The 19,876-nt window shown below is 46.0% G+C and carries 22 protein-coding genes and 1 tRNA gene; 15 read left to right on the top strand and 8 right to left on the bottom strand.

What is annotated here, in order from left to right:
• The first annotated feature begins 75 nt into the window (after positions 1-75).
• The 3 genes from nhaA to JKY90_00565 all read left to right on the top strand — a co-directional run bounded on the left by nhaA (position 76) and on the right by JKY90_00565 (position 3,150).
• Positions 76-1,476: a Na+/H+ antiporter NhaA gene (gene nhaA, locus JKY90_00575; GenBank protein ID MBL4850767.1), complete on the top strand. Its 1,401-nt coding sequence runs from the start codon at positions 76-78 to the stop codon at positions 1,474-1,476.
• Positions 1,477-1,518: 42 nt separating this feature from the next.
• Entirely contained in the window at positions 1,519-2,166 is a 648-nt protein-coding gene (gene adk, locus JKY90_00570; protein MBL4850766.1) for an adenylate kinase, read from the top strand.
• A 159-nt stretch (positions 2,167-2,325) separates the two neighbouring features.
• On the top strand, positions 2,326-3,150 hold the full coding sequence (locus tag JKY90_00565) for a ferritin-like domain-containing protein (protein ID MBL4850765.1): 825 nt from the start codon (positions 2,326-2,328) through the stop codon (positions 3,148-3,150).
• A 187-nt stretch (positions 3,151-3,337) separates the two neighbouring features.
• On the opposite strand, the gene JKY90_00560 is transcribed toward JKY90_00565, so the two are convergent.
• From JKY90_00560 to JKY90_00540, 5 genes are all read right to left on the bottom strand, one after another.
• Positions 3,338-3,484, bottom strand: coding sequence for a hypothetical protein (locus JKY90_00560; protein ID MBL4850764.1), 147 nt, complete (start codon positions 3,482-3,484; stop codon positions 3,338-3,340).
• Between the two features lie 192 nt (positions 3,485-3,676).
• The gene (locus JKY90_00555; GenBank protein ID MBL4850763.1) at positions 3,677-4,006 is read right to left on the bottom strand and encodes a hypothetical protein; all 330 of its coding nucleotides are present in this window, start codon (positions 4,004-4,006) and stop codon (positions 3,677-3,679) included.
• Between the two features lie 10 nt (positions 4,007-4,016).
• Positions 4,017-4,217 carry a helix-turn-helix transcriptional regulator gene (locus JKY90_00550; GenBank protein MBL4850762.1) on the bottom strand — a complete coding sequence of 67 codons (201 nt, stop codon included), beginning with the start codon at positions 4,215-4,217 and terminating at the stop codon, positions 4,017-4,019.
• Positions 4,218-4,223: 6 nt separating this feature from the next.
• Positions 4,224-4,763 (bottom strand): DUF2975 domain-containing protein, encoded by a 540-nt coding sequence (locus JKY90_00545; protein MBL4850761.1) that lies wholly within the window; start codon positions 4,761-4,763, stop codon positions 4,224-4,226.
• A gap of 419 nt (positions 4,764-5,182) precedes the next feature.
• Positions 5,183-6,484 carry a YihY/virulence factor BrkB family protein gene (locus tag JKY90_00540; GenBank protein ID MBL4850760.1) on the bottom strand — a complete coding sequence of 434 codons (1,302 nt, stop codon included), beginning with the start codon at positions 6,482-6,484 and terminating at the stop codon, positions 5,183-5,185.
• 216 nt (positions 6,485-6,700) lie between these two features.
• On the opposite strand from JKY90_00540, the gene JKY90_00535 reads away from it, so the two are divergent.
• Together JKY90_00535 and JKY90_00530 are read left to right on the top strand one after the other, a co-directional pair.
• A complete protein-coding gene (locus JKY90_00535) occupies positions 6,701-7,504 on the top strand; it encodes an ion transporter (protein MBL4850759.1) in 804 nt (267 codons plus the stop codon).
• Between the two features lie 57 nt (positions 7,505-7,561).
• Positions 7,562-7,747, top strand: coding sequence for a hypothetical protein (locus JKY90_00530; protein MBL4850758.1), 186 nt, complete (start codon positions 7,562-7,564; stop codon positions 7,745-7,747).
• Here the strand turns inward: JKY90_00530 and JKY90_00525 are convergent.
• A complete protein-coding gene (locus JKY90_00525) occupies positions 7,744-8,448 on the bottom strand; it encodes an FKBP-type peptidyl-prolyl cis-trans isomerase (GenBank protein MBL4850757.1) in 705 nt (234 codons plus the stop codon). The genes JKY90_00530 and JKY90_00525 overlap by 4 nt on opposite strands.
• Before the next feature lie 40 nt (positions 8,449-8,488).
• Positions 8,489-9,160: a type 1 glutamine amidotransferase domain-containing protein gene (locus JKY90_00520; protein MBL4850756.1), complete on the bottom strand. Its 672-nt coding sequence runs from the start codon at positions 9,158-9,160 to the stop codon at positions 8,489-8,491.
• Between the two features lie 116 nt (positions 9,161-9,276).
• Here JKY90_00520 and ald point away from each other — a divergent pair, with 116 nt between their 5' ends.
• From ald to cobA, 7 genes are all read left to right on the top strand, one after another.
• Positions 9,277-10,335 carry an alanine dehydrogenase gene (ald, locus tag JKY90_00515; GenBank protein ID MBL4850755.1) on the top strand — a complete coding sequence of 353 codons (1,059 nt, stop codon included), beginning with the start codon at positions 9,277-9,279 and terminating at the stop codon, positions 10,333-10,335.
• A gap of 97 nt (positions 10,336-10,432) precedes the next feature.
• Positions 10,433-12,718: a DNA translocase FtsK 4TM domain-containing protein gene (locus tag JKY90_00510; GenBank protein ID MBL4850754.1), complete on the top strand. Its 2,286-nt coding sequence runs from the start codon at positions 10,433-10,435 to the stop codon at positions 12,716-12,718.
• 12 nt (positions 12,719-12,730) lie between these two features.
• Positions 12,731-13,381: an outer membrane lipoprotein chaperone LolA gene (lolA, locus tag JKY90_00505; protein MBL4850753.1), complete on the top strand. Its 651-nt coding sequence runs from the start codon at positions 12,731-12,733 to the stop codon at positions 13,379-13,381.
• Between the two features lie 72 nt (positions 13,382-13,453).
• Complete coding sequence (locus JKY90_00500; protein MBL4850752.1) at positions 13,454-14,725, top strand: replication-associated recombination protein A; 1,272 nt, start codon at positions 13,454-13,456, stop codon at positions 14,723-14,725.
• A 13-nt stretch (positions 14,726-14,738) separates the two neighbouring features.
• Complete coding sequence (crcB, locus tag JKY90_00495; protein ID MBL4850751.1) at positions 14,739-15,113, top strand: fluoride efflux transporter CrcB; 375 nt, start codon at positions 14,739-14,741, stop codon at positions 15,111-15,113.
• 300 nt (positions 15,114-15,413) lie between these two features.
• Positions 15,414-16,703, top strand: coding sequence for a serine--tRNA ligase (serS, locus tag JKY90_00490; GenBank protein MBL4850750.1), 1,290 nt, complete (start codon positions 15,414-15,416; stop codon positions 16,701-16,703).
• A gap of 52 nt (positions 16,704-16,755) precedes the next feature.
• Entirely contained in the window at positions 16,756-18,147 is a 1,392-nt protein-coding gene (gene cobA / locus JKY90_00485) for a uroporphyrinogen-III C-methyltransferase (protein MBL4850749.1), read from the top strand.
• A 105-nt stretch (positions 18,148-18,252) separates the two neighbouring features.
• Here cobA and JKY90_00480 read toward each other — a convergent pair whose 3' ends face one another.
• Complete coding sequence (locus JKY90_00480) at positions 18,253-18,915, bottom strand: Bax inhibitor-1/YccA family protein (protein MBL4850748.1); 663 nt, start codon at positions 18,913-18,915, stop codon at positions 18,253-18,255.
• Positions 18,916-19,090: 175 nt separating this feature from the next.
• Here JKY90_00480 and JKY90_00475 point away from each other — a divergent pair.
• The 3 genes from JKY90_00475 to JKY90_00465 all read left to right on the top strand — a co-directional run.
• Positions 19,091-19,178, top strand: a tRNA-Ser gene (locus JKY90_00475).
• A 41-nt stretch (positions 19,179-19,219) separates the two neighbouring features.
• Complete coding sequence (locus JKY90_00470) at positions 19,220-19,471, top strand: hypothetical protein (protein MBL4850747.1); 252 nt, start codon at positions 19,220-19,222, stop codon at positions 19,469-19,471.
• 57 nt (positions 19,472-19,528) lie between these two features.
• A partial coding sequence (locus tag JKY90_00465) for a response regulator (GenBank protein MBL4850746.1) occupies positions 19,529-19,876 on the top strand: 348 nt, incomplete at its 3' end.

Genomic DNA, 19,876 nt, shown 5'->3' with positions numbered 1-19,876 from the left:
TCTGATTGCCTTCTGTTCGTTATAATGTTCGATTACCTTGGGTAAACATAAACAAAAAGGCAAGTAGAGAGAAGCATGGCAGCAGAAAAATTCAATACTAAGGCAAGCTATATTGCACCATGGGAGCGTGCTTTCAATAAACTCAGCACACCGTTTGAAGAGTTTATTCACAACCAAACGAGCAGTGGTATTGTCTTGATGGTGGTCACCATCATTGCATTGGTGCTGGCAAATTCGACTTATGCGCAGGGCTACCATCATTTTGTAGCGACACCATTGAGTATTGGTATTGGTGATTTCGTACTGGAAAAAACCCTGCATCACTGGATTAACGACGGCCTCATGGCCTTGTTCTTTTTTCTTATTGGGCTGGAAATAAAACGCGAAATCCTGGTCGGTGAATTATCTTCAGTACGCAATGCCATATTGCCAATAACGGCGGCAATCGGTGGCGTGGTTGTGCCAGCATTTTTGTATGTCACGATGGTGCCAGAAGGCGAAGGAGCAGCGGGTTGGGCCATTCCTATGGCGACCGATATCGCCTTTGCCATTGGTGTTTTGGCTTTGTTGGGTAAGCGAGTGCCAGCGGCGTTAATGATGTTTCTGGTCGCGCTGGCCATTGTTGATGATCTGGTTGCAGTGCTTGTCATTGCCTTGTTTTACACTGAGACCATATCGGTTTCCGCGTTGATTCTGGTTGGTATCTCTTTCGCCATACTGGTTGCGTTCAACTTGTTTGGCTTACGACATCCACTGCCCTATTTTTTAATCGGTGTTGTGCTGTGGTTCGCCATGTTGAAATCGGGTGTTCATGCGACATTGGCGGGTGTTTTGGTGGCACTAACCATCCCTGCTGTGTCGAAATACGATCCAAGCTTGTTTGCTGATCATATGCGTGATTTGGTTGATAGGTTTAGTAGCGCCTATCGCAAAGGCGTTGGCATTATGCGAAATGAAAAACAACGATCAGTTTTGCAAACCATGGGCAACAGCATTCATATGGCAGGGACACCCTTGCAGCGTTTAGAGCATAGCTTTCATATCCCCGTTGGTTTTTTCATTATTCCCCTTTTTGCATTGGTTAATGCGGGTATTCCCATTGATTTTTCCACCCTGGATCAAATTATTGCCCACCCCATCACACTGGCTATTATTGTTAGTTTGGTTGGCGGTAAACTTATTGGTATTTTTGGCTTCGTCTTTATTGCCTTAAAACTTGGTATTGTTCAATTACCCAAAGGTGTTGCGCTACGCCATATTGCTGGTGTTGCATTATTAGCGGGCATCGGCTTTACCATGGCGATTTTTATCGCCGAACTGGCTTTTGTTGGTCAGGACGAAGCCTTATTGATGGCAAAAACCGGTGTGCTTATCGCATCGCTGACCGCCGGCATCGTGGGCAGTATTTGGTTGCTGATGTGTAAACCCGCTGAGCTGAGTGATTTAACGGCCGATAATGATTCAAGGTCATCCTAGGTAAGAAACCCATAGATTACACAGTTTATTTAGGAGCCAATTATGAAACTTATTTTATTAGGTGCCCCGGGTGCAGGCAAAGGCACCCAGGCTGGGTTCATCACCAAACAATATAATATCCCTCAAATCTCAACTGGCGACATGTTACGAGCTGCTGTGCGTGCAGGCACACCACTAGGTGCCGCAGCAAAAAAAATCATGGATGCTGGCGGCTTGGTATCTGATGAAATTATTTTGGGCTTGGTTAAAGAGCGATTGAGTCAAGATGACTGCACTAACGGTTATTTGCTTGACGGTTTTCCACGCACCATTGTTCAAGCCGAAGGTATGCAGGAGCTTGGCATTGATGTTGAATATGTTGTGGAAATTAACGTCGATGACGAAGAAATCGTTGAGCGTATGCAAGGCCGTCGTTGTCATCCTGCATCAGGTCGTGTTTACCACACTGAATATAATCCACCTAAGGTAGCAGGCAAAGATGACGAGACTGGTGCTGACTTAATTCAGCGCGCTGATGATGAAGAATCTACCGTACGTAAACGTCTGCAGATTTACCATGCGCAAACCAGCCCATTAATAGCCTATTACGCCAATCAGTCGGATGACGGCGCACCAGGCTATATTCGTATTGAAGGTGTGGGCAGTGTTGATGACATTAAACAGCAAGTACTGGCTAAACTGGCCGCCTAATTTAGAGCAACGGCATGGAATATGTTGGATTCCCTAAATCCGACAGGCTCCTAGAGTTAGTAGTGTCAAAAAAGTTTAGTATTGTTTCGCCACCAGCCAGGTTAAACTGTCGTTTAATCGAATTAACAATATCCGAGCAAGGTCATATCAATGTCAGAAATGCTTTATCCAGAGCTTTATAAATCGCTAGAGAGTGTCCGTTGGAATATGGAAAAAGATATTCCGTGGGATCAATTTGATACGGATAAACTTACCGATGAACAAGCGTTATCGATTAAACATAATGCTATCACCGAATGGTCAGCACTGCCTGCGACGGAAATGTTTTTGCGTGACAATCATAATGACTCAGACTTTTCAGCTTTTATATCAGTTTGGTTTTATGAAGAGCAAAAGCATGCTTTGTCTTTGATTGAGTATTTGCGTCGCTTCAGGCCAGACATGATGCCAACCGAAGCAGAACTAGATAATGTTCGCTTTCAATTTGACGCAGCCCCTGCCAATGAAACCTTAATGCTGCATTTTTGTGGTGAAATACGCTTAACTTATTGGTATCGCTGCGCGGCTGAATGGCATACCGAGCCTGTTATCAAAAAGATTTATAACCTATTGTCTGCTGACGAAGCACGACATGCCTCCTGTTATATGCGCTATATGCGTAAAGCAATTGATAAGCTGGGTGACGAAGCGCGTTTAGCGTACGCTAAAATTGGTGTGCTCATGACCAACACCAAAACATCGCGTGCGATGCATCCCACAAACCTGCACGTGAGCGAAGCTTTTTTCCCTAACGATACTGTGCAAAGCAGAATGCCTGATCCAGAATGGTTAGAGAATTGGCTAAATACGCAAATCAAGTTTGATAAGGGCTGGGAAGACAAAGTGGTGACCGCTATTTTGCGTAAATTATCAGGCTTGTTTGAGATGAGTTTTGATTGCGCTAAAGATCTTAGAATGTATCGTAAGAAATTGGCTAGAGCCTAAATTCCTTATTAGAGTCATAACGTCTGAGCCCACTGGTTTTAGAGTGGATTGGAGTCAGGTCTTTGATTTATGGCCTCTAACAAAATAGCAATCATAAATCAAAGACCTGACCCCGAATTTTGCCCCTGACCCCGAATTTTGGACCCCGAATTTTGATGACTTTATCCTTTAATAGCGCTCTTGTCACTTACAAATCCAATGGTAGACCCCGAATTTGTTTGACCCCGAATTTGTTCGAATTTGCCTCTGAAAATATTGGTTTGGCTTTTTCTGCCCCCAACCTTTTCAATTTAACTTCATTAGTAATGCCAATTCCGTGTAGTCGAGTAGACACAGTTTTACCAATATTTTTTAATTCGCACATAGGTTTGCTAACCATGGCTTAATGCTGGATGAAACATAACGCCATGCTCATTGGCGGGGCAAAGGGGCATGTATTTTTGCTCCGCAAAAATCATGACGCTTTACCCCGTCCAATGGAGCATTTTGTTAGCTGCATTATTTATTAGCCAGAAGACCTTTAATTTTAATCAGTCTTTGGTAAATTAACCCACTTGCCATTTTCTTCGACCATAACCATTAATACTTCCCAGACTTTACTATCTTTAGATTTCACAACAAGGGCGCTAGCATTATTTCCTTTATATTTGCCGCCCTCTATTTTAAAGTTCAACTGATCAATTGAATCATATCTCCCTGAATGTGAGCTAGGTAACGAAATGGAAAACTTGGAATTTTTATCAAGTCCTTTAAATGCACTCCGATCTACGGCGGTGCGAACGGCATCCACTTTCGGTGCGATTGCACAGCCAGATAAAGAAAGAATAACCGTTAATATTAGCGTAAGTTTTTTCATTTTTCTCTCCTTATTTATATTCCAATATATCGCCAGGCTGGCAATTAAGTGCTTTACAGACAGCATCTAACGTTGTTAAACGAATTGCCTTAGCCTTGCCTGTTTTTAAAATAGATAAGTTCTGTTCCGTAATTCCAATTAGCTGAGCCAGCTCATTGGACTTCATTTTTCGTTTAGCAAGCATCACATCTAAATTTACTATTATTGCCATTATGTTTTATACCGTGTGCGCTTGTTCGTCTTCTAATTTTGCTGCTTCATTCATAACCCAAGAAATCAATACAACCACAGAACCAATAATTAATGCGCCAAAATCTGAAATTCCAAACTGAGCGACTATCATCCGTTCATCTTGAGTATTATTGAATGTTAGAACGATACTAATCAATATGACAAAAATTAGATTGGCAACAACCCAATAAATTAAAGTGTACCCAAGCCTACGAAAGCATCTAACATTTTTTTCAGAAAAAACAATTGCTTTCTCATAGAGTTTGAATAGTTCTTTTAGATTTATTATTCCGTATATGGCAACAGAAGTAGGAATTAAACTAACTAAAAATGCCAGCAGGAGAGTTTCAAACGGGAGTGCTTGATTAACTGCAACCGGTAGTTCGACTTTAAACCCAATAGGCAGGTGATTAAAAAAAAGCCAATACATCAAAATAGTGATAGGGATGCAAAATATTAGAGCCGAAAATAACAATCTAAATTTATGACTGACACGTTGTATGCGGTCTATATTTTCATTTTTCATTGCTGCGAACCCCATCTTAGAAGAATAAAACAGAGTATAACTTATAAATTATTGTTTTACGATAAATTTTTATCGTATTACGATTAAAATTAAAGTTTCATCAATGCCGATTATTGTTTTGCAGCTAACAGCTTATTCTATGGAATCGGGTTATCATTCCACGTCGGGTTATCATTCTTCGAATCACTCTCTTGTTTTTAATATTTATATCCTTAATTCAATACCTTACACTGAAAATAACTTTATATTCCCAGATGCTAAAACGGAAGTGAATTCACTTGTGGGTCGGGTTATCATTCTTTCGGTAATACTCTAAATCAATACAAATATCTTGGTTTTTCAATTGCTTAGATGGACATGCTGGTTGTTTGTTGAGATGTAACACTGGAATCGGTTCATTTCGCTATCGCTTTAACCTTTTACTCTATCAAGCTCTTGATCGTTTTCCCTGCCAGCGCTTGATCCAAATGCGATTCGATATGCTCGCTTAATTTTGCGCTGGTGGTGAATTGATGGTTGGTTGCTAATGCGGGGACGTGGTTGCTGTTTTCTCTGATCGCGTGTAGCACTTCGACTAGAGGTGTGGTGTCAAAGGGTTTGGCGGGGAGGTATTGTTCATCTTCTGAGAGTACCAATAGTCCGGCTGTAACCAGTGAATCGGTAACACGTTCCAGGTTATAGGAGGGGATGGACAGTTGGTCAATCAAGCCGCGTTCGCCCAGTGGCGGTTCATTGCGATAAAAGCGTTCAGCAATTAATTGTATGACGGCGAGGCCTAGTTGTTCTCGGTGTCGATTGCTCAGCTTTGTCGGTACGCTGTCTCTGGTGAGTGCTTCGGGGTGTTGGTGATAAAACACGATGCTGGAGCCAATGAGCAATATTAGCCAAGCAACGTAGAGCCAGAACATAAACAAGATGAGTGTGGCGAAGGTGGAATAAATGGCGGTGTATTTTTCTGAGCCAGCAACGAAGTTGGCAAAGGCCCAGCCAATAGTGACCCATAATATGGCGGTGATGAATCCACCGATGAGCGCTGAGCGAAGTTTCACTTTGGTGTTGGGCACAAAAATATAAATAAACGTGAAAGCGATCATGATCAACAGGTAGGGCAGTAAGTGTCCAATGATCGCAAAGATACTGCCAATGGGTTCGATACCAGACAGCGCCTCAACAACGGTGTTGCTTTGTACCGATGCGGTGAGGCCAATGGCCGATACGATTAATATAGGCCCCACCATAATGACGCTAAGGTAATCGCTAAAGCGTTCGCTCAACGGGCGGTGACGGCTTATGTGCCAAATATGGTTAAAGGCGTGTTCGATTTTTTGTACTAGCGAGACGGCGGTATAGACGAGAAAGGCAAGTCCCAGTGTGCCGAGCACGCCAGCTTTGGTGTTGTCGACGAAGCCGATGATTTGTTTGATGATCTCGCTGCCTTTATCGCCAAGGGGGGAAATCATCTCAAGCAGTATGGGTTCTACTTGGTTATGAACACCAAAGCCTTTGAGTACGGAAAAGCTCAGTGCCAGCAACGGTACCAGTGACAGCAAGGTGGTATAAACAAGGCTCATGGCGCGCAGGGTTAGTTGACCATCAGCCAGATCGCCAATGACGTTATGAACGATACGCAACGCATGCAGCAGCCCTGCACGCCAGCGCGGCAAGGTGGTGATATCGACGTCCCACAGGGCGCGATTAATCAGGCTGGAAATTTTTTCCATGACTTTCTCATTATAACTTGCTGATGAGTATAGCCATATCAAGGCGTTAGCGGTAACGTCTAGGGTTATAACTTAGGTATCAATGTACGAAAATCAGCGATTTAACCCCCTCTGCCAAGATGCCTATTAAATCCGAGCTTGCCGCCCGTTTCTGCGCTGTGGGTTGAGTAAAGCCTGTGGTAAAGTCCACGCTTTTAATTTACGGGTCTTGGCTTTATGAGACAGTGGGCGCAGCGCGTTGCCAAATCGCGTTACTTTGAATATTTTATTATCGCGTTGATTCTTATTAACGCCGTAATTTTAGGCTTGGAAACATCATCGAGTATTGAGGCGGATTATGGCCACCTTCTGCAATGGGGTAATCGCCTCATATTAGCGGTCTTTATTGTCGAAGCGATGATTAAGATCGTTGCTGTCGCACCGCGTTTTAGTTTGTATTTTGCCAATGGCTGGAATTTATTTGATTTCTCGGTGATTGTGTTATCGCTGGTGCCTGCCACAGGCCAATTTGCCATGATCGCGCGTCTCGCTCGTTTATTGCGAGTGTTCCGTTTGATTACGGTGATTCCTGAGTTGCGTTTAATTGTCGCGACCTTGATCAAGTCGATTCCGAGCATGGGCAATATCATGCTGTTGATTGGCGTGATTTTTTACATGTACGCGGTGGCAGGCTTTCATTTTTTTCATGAGCATGACCCAACACATTGGCGTAATTTACCGACGGCGATGTTAACGTTGTTTCGCGTGTTGACCCTGGAAGATTGGACCGATGTGATGTATACGGCTATGGAGATGAATCCGTATTCATGGATCTACTTCGTCAGTTTTGTCATTATTTGCACGTTTGTAGTGATTAACTTGTTTATCGCGGTCGTGCTTAATAATTTGGAAGAAGCGAAGAATGAGCGCTTATTGAAAATGATTTCACCGGTATCAAAAGAGGAATTGATTAAAGAGTTGAAATCGACGCAGGAAACCCTAACGCGCTTGAGTAAGTCGTTGGAAAAACACGGTGCTTAGCTTACACCCTGAGCCAGACACTGGTATAAGCTGGGATATGAAGGTATCCTTCACGCCATGATGGATCCTGATAATGATGTGAGTTATTTGTTCATAGTTGGGCAAATTGTGTTCGTTTGCTTATTGATAGCATTTGTTGTGTTTCTCGCAGTCAGTGATAGACGCGCCAGTAAACGTCTTGATGAAGAAGATAAGGCGGCTAATGAGGCTAGTTCCTCGACAGATAATTCCGACAGACCCTAATGACTGACCTTGACTAGTTCAATGTCAAAAACCAGTGCGTCGTTGGGTTCGATCACATAAAGATTTCTGTGTTGAACGCCGTCTCTGCCATAGGCGAGGTGAGCAGGCACATAGAGCGTTATTTTGCCACCTTCCTTGATTAAGGGCAGGCCTTCTTTCCAGCCATCAATTACTTTGTCCATGTTGAATTCGGAACCATATTGTGGTGCCTTGATGCGACCGAAAATGCGTCTTTTTGTTGCTGAAGTGCCGGTGTAACTAACAATAATTACGCTATCAGATTGTGGTGATTTTCCTTCGCCTTCATTATGCAACACATATTGTAGGCCGCTTTCAGTGGTGATTACGTCTGCTTTATCTTTGTTTGATTCCATAAAAGTGCGTGCAGCCGTTCTTGTTGCTTTCCATATGGCCTCCTTGGCTTGACGTATGCGGTCTTTTTCAATGCCGATGGTGATGTTGCCTGCCTCTATGCTCATGCGTCTTGGGCCAAAATTCTGTGTGTCATTGATGGCTAAAGCAACGATGTTGGGGTCGACGCTAAAGCCTTCTTCTCGCCATTGTTGGGCAATTTTTAGACCCAATGCGTAGCTCAGTTCTTTGTCAGGTGTGATGACGATACTTTTGTTCACTTTGTCTGCGGCAACACTGAATGAGGCTGATAGCAGCAGGGAAATAACAAGTATTGGTAGTATTTTCATCGGCCAAGCCTTTTTTTGGGTTATTTTCAAGAGTGGTGGGTTAGGTTAGTAAATTAACAATCACTTTTGCAAGTTGTTGGCACGACTGTGGGTTTTGTCCGGTAATGAGCTTGCCATCCATGACAATATGCTCGCTCCATGGGGTGTTTGTTGTCACTTCTGCCCCCAGTTCACGTAATCGCGTTTCAAGCAGAAAGTCATATTCGTCTTCTGCTCCAGTTAACACCTCTTCAGCATTACTAAAGCAAGTGAGCTTGCGTTGCTGAACGAATGGGCGACCATTTTTTTCTAATGCAGTAAGACAAACTACGCCATGGCAGACGCTTGCTATCAGTTGGTTTGCTTCATCACGACGCAAGAGAATTTGATTTAACGTTTGATTTTGACTCAAGTCATACATGGTGCCATTACCGCCTGGGATATATAGCGCATCAAAGTCGTTGGCGGCGATTTCGTCGAGTATTTTTGTGTTGTTTAAAGCGGTTTTGGCGCTAAGTGTGTTGGTTTTATGTCCCCGCAGCGTAATGCTTTCATCGAGACTTTGCGGGTCTATAGGCGTTATGCCCCCTTTGGGGCTGGCAAGGGTGATGACATAGCCTTTGTCTCTAAACAGAGCATAAGGAATGGCGAATTCGTCAAACCAAACACCTGTTTTACGCCCGGAACGCAGGCTATCACAGCTGGTCACAACAATAAGTAGGGTGTTCGGCATGAGCGCTATGTTACTACAGCTATTATTTGTGAGTGTTTTGGTCAACAGGCTCTAACTTAACGGCATCGCTTTGGCAAAAAGAAGGAGTAAGATGACGATTTTGAAGGAGCGCTAGAGTGGAAATCGGAATACCACGAGAACTGAAGATAAGAGAAGGGCGTGTTGCGTTAGTGCCGGCGGCGGTGGCTAGTTTAGTTGTGGCCGGTCACCAGGTATTTGTTGAATCTGATGCAGGCATGTTAAGCGGTTACGATAATGCGGCTTATGTTGTTGCAGGTGCTCAGATTGTCGGTGATAGTGCTGCACTTTACGCTCAAGCGCAACTCATCGTTAAAGTGAAAGAACCCATTGCCGAGGAGCTTGTTCACCTAGGATCAGATCACCTTCTTTTTAGTTACTTGCATCTTGCCACCAATGACAAATTGGCCAATGCCTTGGCTCGTCAAGGCGTGACGGCCATCGCTTTCGAAACAGTACGCGATGAGTCAGGTCGTCTACCCCTGTTAGCGCCAATGAGTGATATCGCGGGTCGTATTGCTATTCAGGTTGGAACCAATTTGCTGCACTACTCACAAGGCGGGAAAGGTATTTTGCTGGGCGGGGTGGCTGGCTCAGAACGTGGTCGAGTGGTTATTATTGGTGCGGGTACGGCGGGTTTTAATGCGGCATCGATGGCAGCAGCTATGGGTGCTGAGGTGATCGTTTTTGATCGTCAGCGTCAGCCACTTGAGCGTGCACGTGCTTTGGCTGCGAATGTTACCGCGCTGTATGCCTACCCGGATACGGTGCAACAAGCGGTAATAAGTGCTGATTTGGTGGTGGGGGCAGTATTGCTTGCTGGTCAGCGTGCGCCACATGTGGTCAGCGCCAAGACGGTTAAAGCGATGTCTGCTGGCAGTGTGATTGTCGATATTGCCATTGATCAGGGCGGCTGTATCGAGACATCACGGCCAACCAGCTACGATGCGCCAACATATACTGTTGATGGTGTCATTCATTTTGCTGTGACAAATATACCGGGTGCAGTGCCCCGCAGTGCAAGTCAGGCGCTGTCGGCGGTTATCGTTGAGCCACTATTAAGGCTATGTCAAGCCAATTGGCGCCAATATCATGATTTGGTCGGTGGTATTAATGTTGATCAGGGTAAAATTGTTCATTCGGCATTGATAGATTAGTTAAGACCAACAAAGAGTCAGACTTCGCTATATAATACGATGATACGTTACGTATCAAACATTCGTTGAATCACACTAAAACTTGGCTCCTAAAAACTTGGCTCAGGCAACACCAAAAAAAGCACGTTCAGAATTAGTCACCACGCATATTGGTCGTGGCGTGCGCGAGGGGGCCTTGTTTGTCCTGCTTGCGATCGCTGCTTACCTATTGATTGCGCTGGTTAGCTTTAATCCCAGCGACCCAGGTTGGTCGCAAAGTGGCGGTAGCGGTGAGATCGTTAACCGTGGTGGTGTCGTGGGCGCCTGGTTTGCCGATGTTTTTCTCTATCTGTTTGGTTATCTTGCTTATTTGCTGCCGATGATGATTGCCTATAGCGCCTGGTTGATCTATTCCGGTAGCAAGGATCAAATCGCTGCGTTCGATATCAATGAGCTATGGTTGCGTGCAGGGGGATTTTTTTTAGCGTTAACTGCTGGCGCGGCCTTAGCCTCGATGCGTTTCGGTATGGCCTTGGGTCGTTTGCCGCATGATGCTGGCGGCATACTCGGTGATGCAGTCTCATCAAAGTTGATTGGTTTGTTCAAAGTTACTGGTTCAACCCTCTTTTTGTTGGCTTTGTTTTTAGCTGGTGTGACGTTATTTACGCGCTTGTCTTGGGTTGGGCTGATCGACTTCACGGGTCAATGGACTTTGCGTGGTTTTGTTGTTGCGAAAGATTATTTTTTTCGCGCTATCGATCAATGGCGTCAGTTTGCTGTGCGGCGTCAGCGCGATGAAGTGATTCGTGAAGAAACTCAGCGTGCCCAGCAACGTCAGCCAGTACGTATTGAGCCTGTGATGACAATACCAGAGCCAAGCCCGCGTCCTGAAAAAGAGCGCCAAGTGCCTTTGTTTGAGCCGACGGTTAATACTGATTTGCCACCCTTATCATTGTTGGATGCGGCAGAAAAGCCAAAACACTCTGTGTCGCATGAATCCCTGGCCGCTATGTCGCGACAGGTTGAATTGAAGCTACGCGATTTTGGTGTCGATGTTGAAGTCGTTTCTGTGTTGCCTGGGCCTGTCGTCACACGCTATGAAATGCAGCCTGCTGCCGGTGTTAAGGTCAGCAAAATCGTTAATCTGTCAAAGGATTTAGCACGATCTTTATCGGTAACCAGTGTTCGTATCGTTGAAGTGATTCCCGGCAAACCGGTTATTGGTCTGGAGATTCCAAACGAGCACCGAGAAATTGTGCGCCTTAGCGAAATATTATGCTCGAAACAATACGACGATTCAAAGTCGCCCCTGGCCTTGGCGCTAGGCAAGGATATTGCTGGTCAACCCGTCGTTGTTGATCTGGCCCGTATGCCACATTTGCTGGTTGCTGGGACAACGGGTTCCGGTAAGTCAGTGGGCGTTAATGCAATGGTGCTTAGTCTGTTATATAACGCGACACCGGCAGACGTACGCATGATTATGATTGATCCGAAGATGTTAGAGCTTTCTGTTTACGATGATATTCCGCATTTATTGGCGCCTGTTGTTACTGACATGAAAGAGGCGGCCAACTCCCTGCGTTGGTGCGTCGCTGAGATGGAGCTGCGTTATGCACGCATGGCGGCATTAGGTGTACGCAATCTGGCGGGTTACAACCGTAAGGTCAAAGACGCAATCGATGCGGGTGAGCCGATTGCTGATCCACTGGTTACACAAGTTCCAGCGGGTGAAGAAATGCCAATGCTCTACCATCTACCGCATATTGTCGTCGTTATCGATGAGTTCGCTGACATGATTATGGTGGTGGGTAAAAAGGTTGAAGAATTGATAGCGCGTCTGGCGCAAAAAGCACGTGCTGCCGGTATTCATTTAATTGTTGCAACACAGCGACCTTCGGTTGACGTGATTACTGGTTTAATCAAGGCGAATATTCCTACACGTATCGCGTTTCAAGTGTCTTCTAAAATTGATTCTCGCACGATTCTTGATCAGACGGGTGCAGAACAATTGTTAGGTCAAGGTGACATGTTATATTTGCCGCCGGGCACTGCCATACCTGTTCGGGTTCACGGAGCCTTTGTTGCCGATCACGAAGTACATAAGGTCGTTAAACAAATAAAAAGCAATGGCGCGCCGAATTATGTTGAAGCCTTAATGGGCGGAAATTCAGGTATCACGCTTGGCAGTCAGTTTGACGATGTCGAAATGGACGAGCTTTACGATGAGGCCGTGGCGATTGTTACCGAGACACGACGGGCATCGATATCGGGTTTACAAAGACGTCTAAAAGTAGGTTATAACCGTTCTGCACGTTTGGTCGAGACCATGGAGCAAACAGGGGTGGTAGGACCAATGCAGTCAAATGGCTCGCGCGAAGTGTTAGCGCCACCACCACCTAAATAACGAGGGTAAGCCATGATATTTAGAACCTCAATAAGTCAGTATATATTTCTTACGTTGGTATTTTCACTGATGGTTAGTGCAGTGAATGCTGATGAGGCCAAAGATAAGTTAGATCGCTTTGTGGTTGACCTTAATAGTATGCGTGCTGGCTTTGTACAAACCGTTATTGATGACAATGGCACCGTGGTTGATAAGTCAGAAGGGACTATGGCCATGTTGCGCCCTGGTCGTTTTCGTTGGGACTATACCTTGCCCTATGCGCAGCAAATCATTACCAACGGTAAACGTTTGTGGATTTACGAGCCAGATTTAGATCAGGTGACAATTAAGCCTTATGAGGCTGGAGTAGGGCAGACACCCGCATTACTCTTGTCTGGCGATATCAGTGTTTTTGAGCGTTTTATTGTAAGTGATCTTGTTATTGCTGACAGCGAGCATGAATGGTTGTTGTTGCAACCGCTTGATCAAGATAGTGCTTATGAATCGATCCAGCTCGGTTTTGATGGGTCTGGCTTAAAGGTGGTGCGTTTCTCTGATGATTTTGGTCATCACACCCAGTTAGAGTTTATCGATATCGAAGCCAATATTGCGCTTGCTGAAGACGAGTTCGAATTTCAGCAGCCAGAGGGTGTCGAGGTTATTAGCGATCCTGGTCTGTTTTGAGCCGTGCCCGCCAAACCCCCAGCCAAATCCACGGTGGATTTATTTAATTTCGATCAACCTTTGGCTGATCGAATGCGGCCACAATGCCTCGATGAGTTTGCAGGTCAACAACACCTACTGGCAGACGGTAAACCACTCAAACAGTTAATCGATAGTGGTCGCTTGCATTCGATAATTTTCTGGGGGCCACCCGGTACCGGTAAAACCACTTGCGCACGGTTAATGGCATCATGTGTCGATGCGCAATTTATCACGCTGTCGGCGGTCATGGCGGGTGTGAAAAATATCCGCGACGCGGTTTCGCAGGCGCAACTCAGCCGAGACCAGTATCAACGCGTAACAATTCTTTTTATTGATGAGGTTCATCGCTTTAATAAATCGCAACAAGATGCCCTGCTACCCTTCGTTGAAGACGGTACTTTTATCTTGATCGGTGCGACAACAGAAAACCCTTCTTTTGCCTTAAATAATGCACTGTTGTCTCGTACGCAAGTGTATGTCTTTAAATCTCTGGTTGAGCAAGACCTGGTACATTTAATTCAGCATGCGTTGAACGATTGCGATAGAGGGTTTGCTGGTCAGGTTTCGATAGCAGATACTGTCGCCAAACAAATTTCTCGCTCTGCCGATGGCGATGCCCGCCGCGCACTCAATATTTTAGAAGTGGCAGCACGCTGTGTGATGTCTGGCGAGCAAGCTTGGCATATTGATGAGGCGGTATTTAATGAAGTCGCGAGTGCTGAATTACGCCGCTTTGATAAATCGGGTGAAGCCTTCTACGATCAAATATCCGCACTACATAAGTCGGTGCGCGGTTCAGACCCCGATGCGTCCTTATACTGGTTTGCCCGTATGCTTGATGGCGGTTGTGATCCACTCTATATCGCTCGTCGAGTCGTGCGTATGGCCAGCGAAGATATTGGTAATGCCGATCCACGAGCACTAAATTTGGCGCTCAACGCCTGGCAAGTGCAAGAGCGCCTGGGTAGTCCGGAGGGCGAATTGGCTATTGCCCAAGCCATTAGTTATCTGGCCTCAGCACCGAAGAGCAATGCCGTCTACAAGGCCTATAATCAGGCGCGCCGAGAGGTAAAATCGCAGCCGTCTTACCCAGTGCCAAATCATCTGCGCAATGCGCCAACTAAATTAATGAAAGACATGGGTTATGGTCACGCCTATCGCTACGCTCATGATGAGCCTGATGGCTACGCGGCGGGCGAAAATTATTTTCCTGAAGAAATGAAACACAAGCCGCGATATTATGAACCCGTTAATCGTGGTATGGAGATCAAAATTAACGAGCGCCTAGCGTATTTACGCTGCCTCGATAAATCAGCGAAATGAGTACGATCACAGTATGATGATCGTCGCGATTGCTATAGGTGGCGCTTTAGGTGCGGTGCTACGTTATGTTTTGCTTGGCTGGGTGCAGATGTGGGGTACAGGCTTCCCTTATGGCACTTTACTCGTTAATGTCATTGGTTCGTTGATGGCTGGTATCGTATATATAATTCTGATGGAAAAACTGGCTTTGGACAGTGTGATGCGTGGCTTTATTTTGGTAGGGCTGCTGGGTTCTTTCACCACCTTCTCTACATTTTCGCTGGAGACAGTGCATTTATTGGAAGCAGGTGAATTGGCTAAAGCTGGGTTAAACAGCATTATCAGTGTCGTCACCTGTATTGCTGCAGCATGGCTAGGGTTTTTCGTCGCGCGTCTAGTGTTCTATTAATGTGATAATTGCGAGTTCAGTTAGCTTGTCAATGCCCACGGCAAGGCGCGTCTTGCAGATAAGGGTGGCTCCCTTATCAAGAGGCGTAACGCAGTCCGTGGGTATTGACACGCTAACCCGAAGGGCGTTGCTGTGGGGTTTCGCCGCTGCGTTGCAGTGCTCGACAAGGGCACAACCCTTGCCTTCGCACTGCGCCTTGCTGCGAAACCCCACAGCAACGCTGAATTCGTAATTATCACATTAATAGAGCACCAGTACGCTAACTTATAAAAAATTGAAAACTATTTCGGAAGTTTTAATATGTTAGATATCCGTTTAATACGTGATGATATTGATGCCGTTGCCGAGCGTTTGCAAAAACGTGGTTTTACACTCGATGTTGATAGAATTCGTGGTCTCGAAGAAGACAGAAAACAAGCTCAGGTTGAGACACAAACTTTGCAGGCGGAGCGCAATCAACGCTCTAAAGCGATTGGTCAGGCGAAAGCCGCTGGCTCAGATATTCAACCACTCAAAGACGAGATAGCCGGTCTTGGTGATAAATTAAAAACTATTTCCAGTTGCCTTGATGGCATTCAGTCGGAGCTTGATACCCTATTAATGGGTGTGCCGAACTTATTGCATGACAGTGTACCCAAAGGTAAGAACGAAGAAGATAATGTCGAGATTCGTCGTGTTGGCACACCAGGCGAATTTGCCTTTACAGTTAAAGACCATGTTGAGCTTGGTGAGGCACTGGGTCAACTGGACTTTGAACGTGCTGCGGTGATTGCGGGCAGTCGTTTTTCCAGTCTGCACGGTGGTTTGGCACGCTTGCAGCGAGCACTGATTCAATACATGCTTGATACGCATATTGACCAACATGGCTATACCGAAGTCTATGTGCCGTATCTGGTCAATAGCGAGAGTTTGCAGGGCACCGGGCAGCTACCAAAGTTTGCAGAAGATTTATTTAAAATTGCTGGCGAGTCTGACTATTATTTGATTCCTACAGCAGAAGTGCCCGTTACCAACCTCGTGCGCGACCAAATCCTCGGTGCAGAAAGTCTACCTCGACGTATGGTTACACACACACCCTGTTTTCGCAGTGAAGCGGGATCGTATGGCAAAGATACGCGCGGCTTGATGCGTCAGCATCAGTTTGAGAAAGTAGAGATGGTGCAGATCGTTAAGCCTGAGCAGTCCTATGAAGCCTTGGAAGAACTGACGGGCCATGCTGAGACCTTATTGCAAAGCTTAGAGTTGCCTTATCGCGTGATGACGCTTTGCAGTGGTGATACCGGTTTTGCTGCAGCCAAAACTTACGATCTTGAAGTGTGGTTGCCCGCGCAAAACACCTATCGCGAAATTTCCTCATGCAGTAATTGTGAGTCGTTCCAGGCACGACGCTTAAAAGCGCGCTGGCGTAACCCTGAGACCGGCAAGCCCGAGCTGGTTCATACTGTTAATGGCTCTGGCCTAGCAGTAGGCCGTACTTTGTTGGCGCTAATGGAGAACCATCAAAATGAGGATGGCAGTATCAACATTCCAGTAGTATTACAACCTTATATGCGTGGCCAACAGCGCCTCGAGAAAGACACCTCTAACTAAAGCTCGAAAGTTTTAGTCTAGAGCGTTTTGACGCCAAGAATTTTAAAAGTGTATGGATTATTTCCCTTTATTCACCAAGCTGACTGATACACCATGTTTGATTGTTGGTGGTGGTGCGGTTGCTGCACGTAAAGCTGTGGCTTTATTGCGTGCTGGCGCTAGAATTACGGTCATTGCCCCGCACTTATCGACTCACTTACAAACTTTGGTAGATGGTAAGGCGCTAGATTATATCGCGCGCGAATACCAGGATACTGATATTACAAGTATCGAGGGTGGTTATCGATTGATTATAGCTGCGACAGATAATGCCGCGGTTAATCGACATGTCGCAGCGCAAGCCAATACGCTTGCCGTGCCTGTTAACGTGGTTGATGCGCCTGATTTATGCAGTGTGATATTACCCAGCATTGTTGACCGTGATCCGGTTGTGATTGCGGTGTCCAGTGGTGCACGCTCTCCAGTTTTAGCACGTTTGCTGCGCGCACGCTTGGAAACCTTGATTCCCTCACGCTATGGGCATTTGGCGGAGTTAATCGCCAAGTTTCGTCATAAGCTAAGAAAAAAAATAACATTACCCCAGGCACGCCGTGGCTTTTGGGAGAAGCTGTTGCAAGGCCCTGTCAGTGAATTGGTATTCAGTGGACGAGACGCTGATGCAGAACAATTAATTGAGCAAGCGCTGGTCAACGCTAAGGACGTGCAATGTGGTGAAGTCTATTTGGTGGGTGCTGGTCCGGGTGATCCTGATTTATTGAGTTTTCGTGCTTTGCGCCTGATGCAACAGGCGGATGTAGTCTTGTATGACCGATTAATCGCACCGGAAATTCTAAACTTGGTTAGGCGTGAGGCAGAACGCATCTACGTCGGTAAGCGTCGCTCTTATCACGTTGTACGACAAGAAGAAATTAATGCAACCTTGGCGCGTTTAGCGCTTGAAGGTAAGCGTGTACTACGTCTTAAGGGCGGTGACCCGTTTATTTTTGGTCGCGGTGGTGAAGAGGTAGAGACGCTGGCAGAGCAAGGCATACCTTTTCAGATTGTGCCTGGAATTACGGCTGCTTCAGGTTGTGCTTGCTATGCCGGCATTCCGTTAACACATCGTGATTATGCACAATCGGTGGTGTTTGTTACGGGCCATTTGAAAGAAGGCGAGCTACAGCTTAACTGGTCGCAATTAGTGCAGCCACAGCAAACGGTCGTCGTCTATATGAGCTTGACCAATATCGATGTGCTGTGTAATAAGTTAATCGAGCATGGCATGTCGCATGACACCCCAGTGGCCTTGGTGTCACGTGGCACAACGGTTGATCAGGATGTGATTATAGCGACCCTGGCAAGCTTGGCTAATAAGATTGAGGGGAAAGAGATCCATGCGCCGACACTGACCATTATTGGTGAGGTGGTAAATTTGCATGGCAGTTTGAATTGGTTTGGTGGCTAGACTGCTGATTAATTTTTGGTTTTCCGAATTTTCGGCTGCTTATAAAAAAGCCCAGCTCATTATGTAATGGCCGGGCTTTTTGCCGTTACTACAGTGTGTTAGCGTTTAGTCTCTACCACCAAAGGCACCCAATAAGTGTAGTAGGCTAGTGAACATATTGTAAATTGCCACATAGAGCGTGACAGTTGCCAGAATATAATTGGTTTCGCCACCATGTATAATTTCGCTCATCTGATACAGAATCAAGCCAGACATCAACAGCACAAACATCGCTGATACAGCCAGGGACAGGCCAGGCATATTAAAGACCATTGCGCCAATTCCGGCCAGGAAGGCGACGAGAATGCCGACGAAAAGGAAGGCGCCCATAAAGCGGAAATTTTTGCGTGTCGTTAATGCATAACCGGCCAGACCTAAAAAGATAACAGCGGTGCCGCCCATAGCGGTCATGATCAGTTGGCTGCCATTAGGTAGCGCCAGATAGTGATTCAAGATCGGACCCAGACCAAAGCCAAGCAAGCCAGTGGTAGCAAACACAGCAACCAGCCCCATGGACGAATTGGCAACACGGGGAATCACGAACCACAGCATACCCAATGCGGCCACAGAACAACCAAGGCTGACCATAAAGGGCACATTCAATGCCATCGAGGCACCCGCAGTGACGGCACTAAACAGCAAAGTCATTGCCAGTAACGTAAAGGTATTACGCAGTACCTTATTGACCACTACACCGCTGAGTGCAGCATTAGAACTTATAACATTCATTATTGAGTACTCCGTTGATAATGTTTTGTATCGTCTCATTTTATCGACAAATGAATTCATTTCCAAGCTTGACAAAAATATATGTTCGATTTTGTCACTTTCAAGTGTGTCTTGGCTTGCAAAGTCTTAAAAAGCCTAGTACTTTCTTCGGACTCGAAGTTTGAGTAAAAGTTTCGGAGAGGTGGCTGAGTGGTCGAAAGCGGCGGTCTTGAAAACCGTTGAAGGGCAACCTTCCGGGGGTTCGAATCCCTCCCTCTCCGCCAACTATCTGAAAGCACGCCCGCTAGGGTGTGTTTTCAGATAGTTGGTATATGGTGGATTTGAACCCCCGGATCTAAATGGTGGTTCGACCAAGACGCCTAGCGGCTTGGAGCGCGGTGACGGCGACCCGAAGGGCGAGCGGGTACGCGAGCAATCCCTCCCTTTCCGCCATATATCTGAAAATACACCTGATAAGGTGTTTTTTTTAGGCAGTATATGGAGTGTCTGTACTGCTGACAGTATTGCTTTTAATGAAAAGAGACTTATTGAGCTAAAAATCAAGACTGATGCCTGACGTAATGATTTTAGGGTGTTGCGCTCGGTGCGCCACGAAAACCAAGGGTAGAAGTAGATGATTCGGGTAATGCTGGTTGACGATCATGAGCTTGTTCGTGCGGGTGTGAGGCGTTTGCTTGGCGATTTCGATGATATCGAAGTGGTTGTCGAGGCAAGTAGCGGTGAAGAAGCACTCGCTCTGGTTCGAGAGCATTTACCTGACGTTGTGTTGATGGATATCAACATGCCAGGCATTGGTGGTGTCGAAGCGACACGCAGACTGCTTAGGCTGGCGCCCACGTTGAGTGTTGTCGCTGTGACGGTCCACGGTGAGCAACCTTATCCTTCACGCTTGCTCGAGGCGGGCGTTAAAGGCTATGTCACCAAGGAATGTAGCAGTAGCGAAATTGCGTCAGCGATACGT

It is taken from the genome of Gammaproteobacteria bacterium (assembly GCA_016765075.1).
Classification (GTDB): domain Bacteria; phylum Pseudomonadota; class Gammaproteobacteria.
This window is presented reverse-complemented; position numbering and strand designations above follow the sequence as displayed.

Excerpts from the sequence above, each read along its gene's own strand:
- nhaA (MBL4850767.1), top strand. The coding sequence starts at position 76 with ATGGCAGCAGAAAAATTCAATACTAAGGCAAGCTATATTGCACCATGG.
- adk (MBL4850766.1), top strand. The coding sequence starts at position 1,519 with ATGAAACTTATTTTATTAGGTGCCCCGGGTGCAGGCAAAGGCACCCAG.
- JKY90_00565 (MBL4850765.1), top strand. The coding sequence starts at position 2,326 with ATGCTTTATCCAGAGCTTTATAAATCGCTAGAGAGTGTCCGTTGGAAT.
- JKY90_00555 (MBL4850763.1), bottom strand. The coding sequence starts at position 4,006 with ATGAAAAAACTTACGCTAATATTAACGGTTATTCTTTCTTTATCTGGC.
- JKY90_00550 (MBL4850762.1), bottom strand. The coding sequence starts at position 4,217 with ATGGCAATAATAGTAAATTTAGATGTGATGCTTGCTAAACGAAAAATG.
- JKY90_00545 (MBL4850761.1), bottom strand. The coding sequence starts at position 4,763 with ATGAAAAATGAAAATATAGACCGCATACAACGTGTCAGTCATAAATTT.
- JKY90_00540 (MBL4850760.1), bottom strand. The coding sequence starts at position 6,484 with ATGGAAAAAATTTCCAGCCTGATTAATCGCGCCCTGTGGGACGTCGAT.
- JKY90_00535 (MBL4850759.1), top strand. The coding sequence starts at position 6,701 with ATGAGACAGTGGGCGCAGCGCGTTGCCAAATCGCGTTACTTTGAATAT.
- JKY90_00530 (MBL4850758.1), top strand. The coding sequence starts at position 7,562 with ATGATGGATCCTGATAATGATGTGAGTTATTTGTTCATAGTTGGGCAA.
- JKY90_00525 (MBL4850757.1), bottom strand. The coding sequence starts at position 8,448 with ATGAAAATACTACCAATACTTGTTATTTCCCTGCTGCTATCAGCCTCA.
- JKY90_00520 (MBL4850756.1), bottom strand. The coding sequence starts at position 9,160 with ATGCCGAACACCCTACTTATTGTTGTGACCAGCTGTGATAGCCTGCGT.
- lolA (MBL4850753.1), top strand. The coding sequence starts at position 12,731 with ATGATATTTAGAACCTCAATAAGTCAGTATATATTTCTTACGTTGGTA.
- JKY90_00500 (MBL4850752.1), top strand. The coding sequence starts at position 13,454 with ATGCGGCCACAATGCCTCGATGAGTTTGCAGGTCAACAACACCTACTG.
- crcB (MBL4850751.1), top strand. The coding sequence starts at position 14,739 with ATGATGATCGTCGCGATTGCTATAGGTGGCGCTTTAGGTGCGGTGCTA.
- serS (MBL4850750.1), top strand. The coding sequence starts at position 15,414 with ATGTTAGATATCCGTTTAATACGTGATGATATTGATGCCGTTGCCGAG.
- cobA (MBL4850749.1), top strand. The coding sequence starts at position 16,756 with ATGGATTATTTCCCTTTATTCACCAAGCTGACTGATACACCATGTTTG.
- JKY90_00480 (MBL4850748.1), bottom strand. The coding sequence starts at position 18,915 with ATGAATGTTATAAGTTCTAATGCTGCACTCAGCGGTGTAGTGGTCAAT.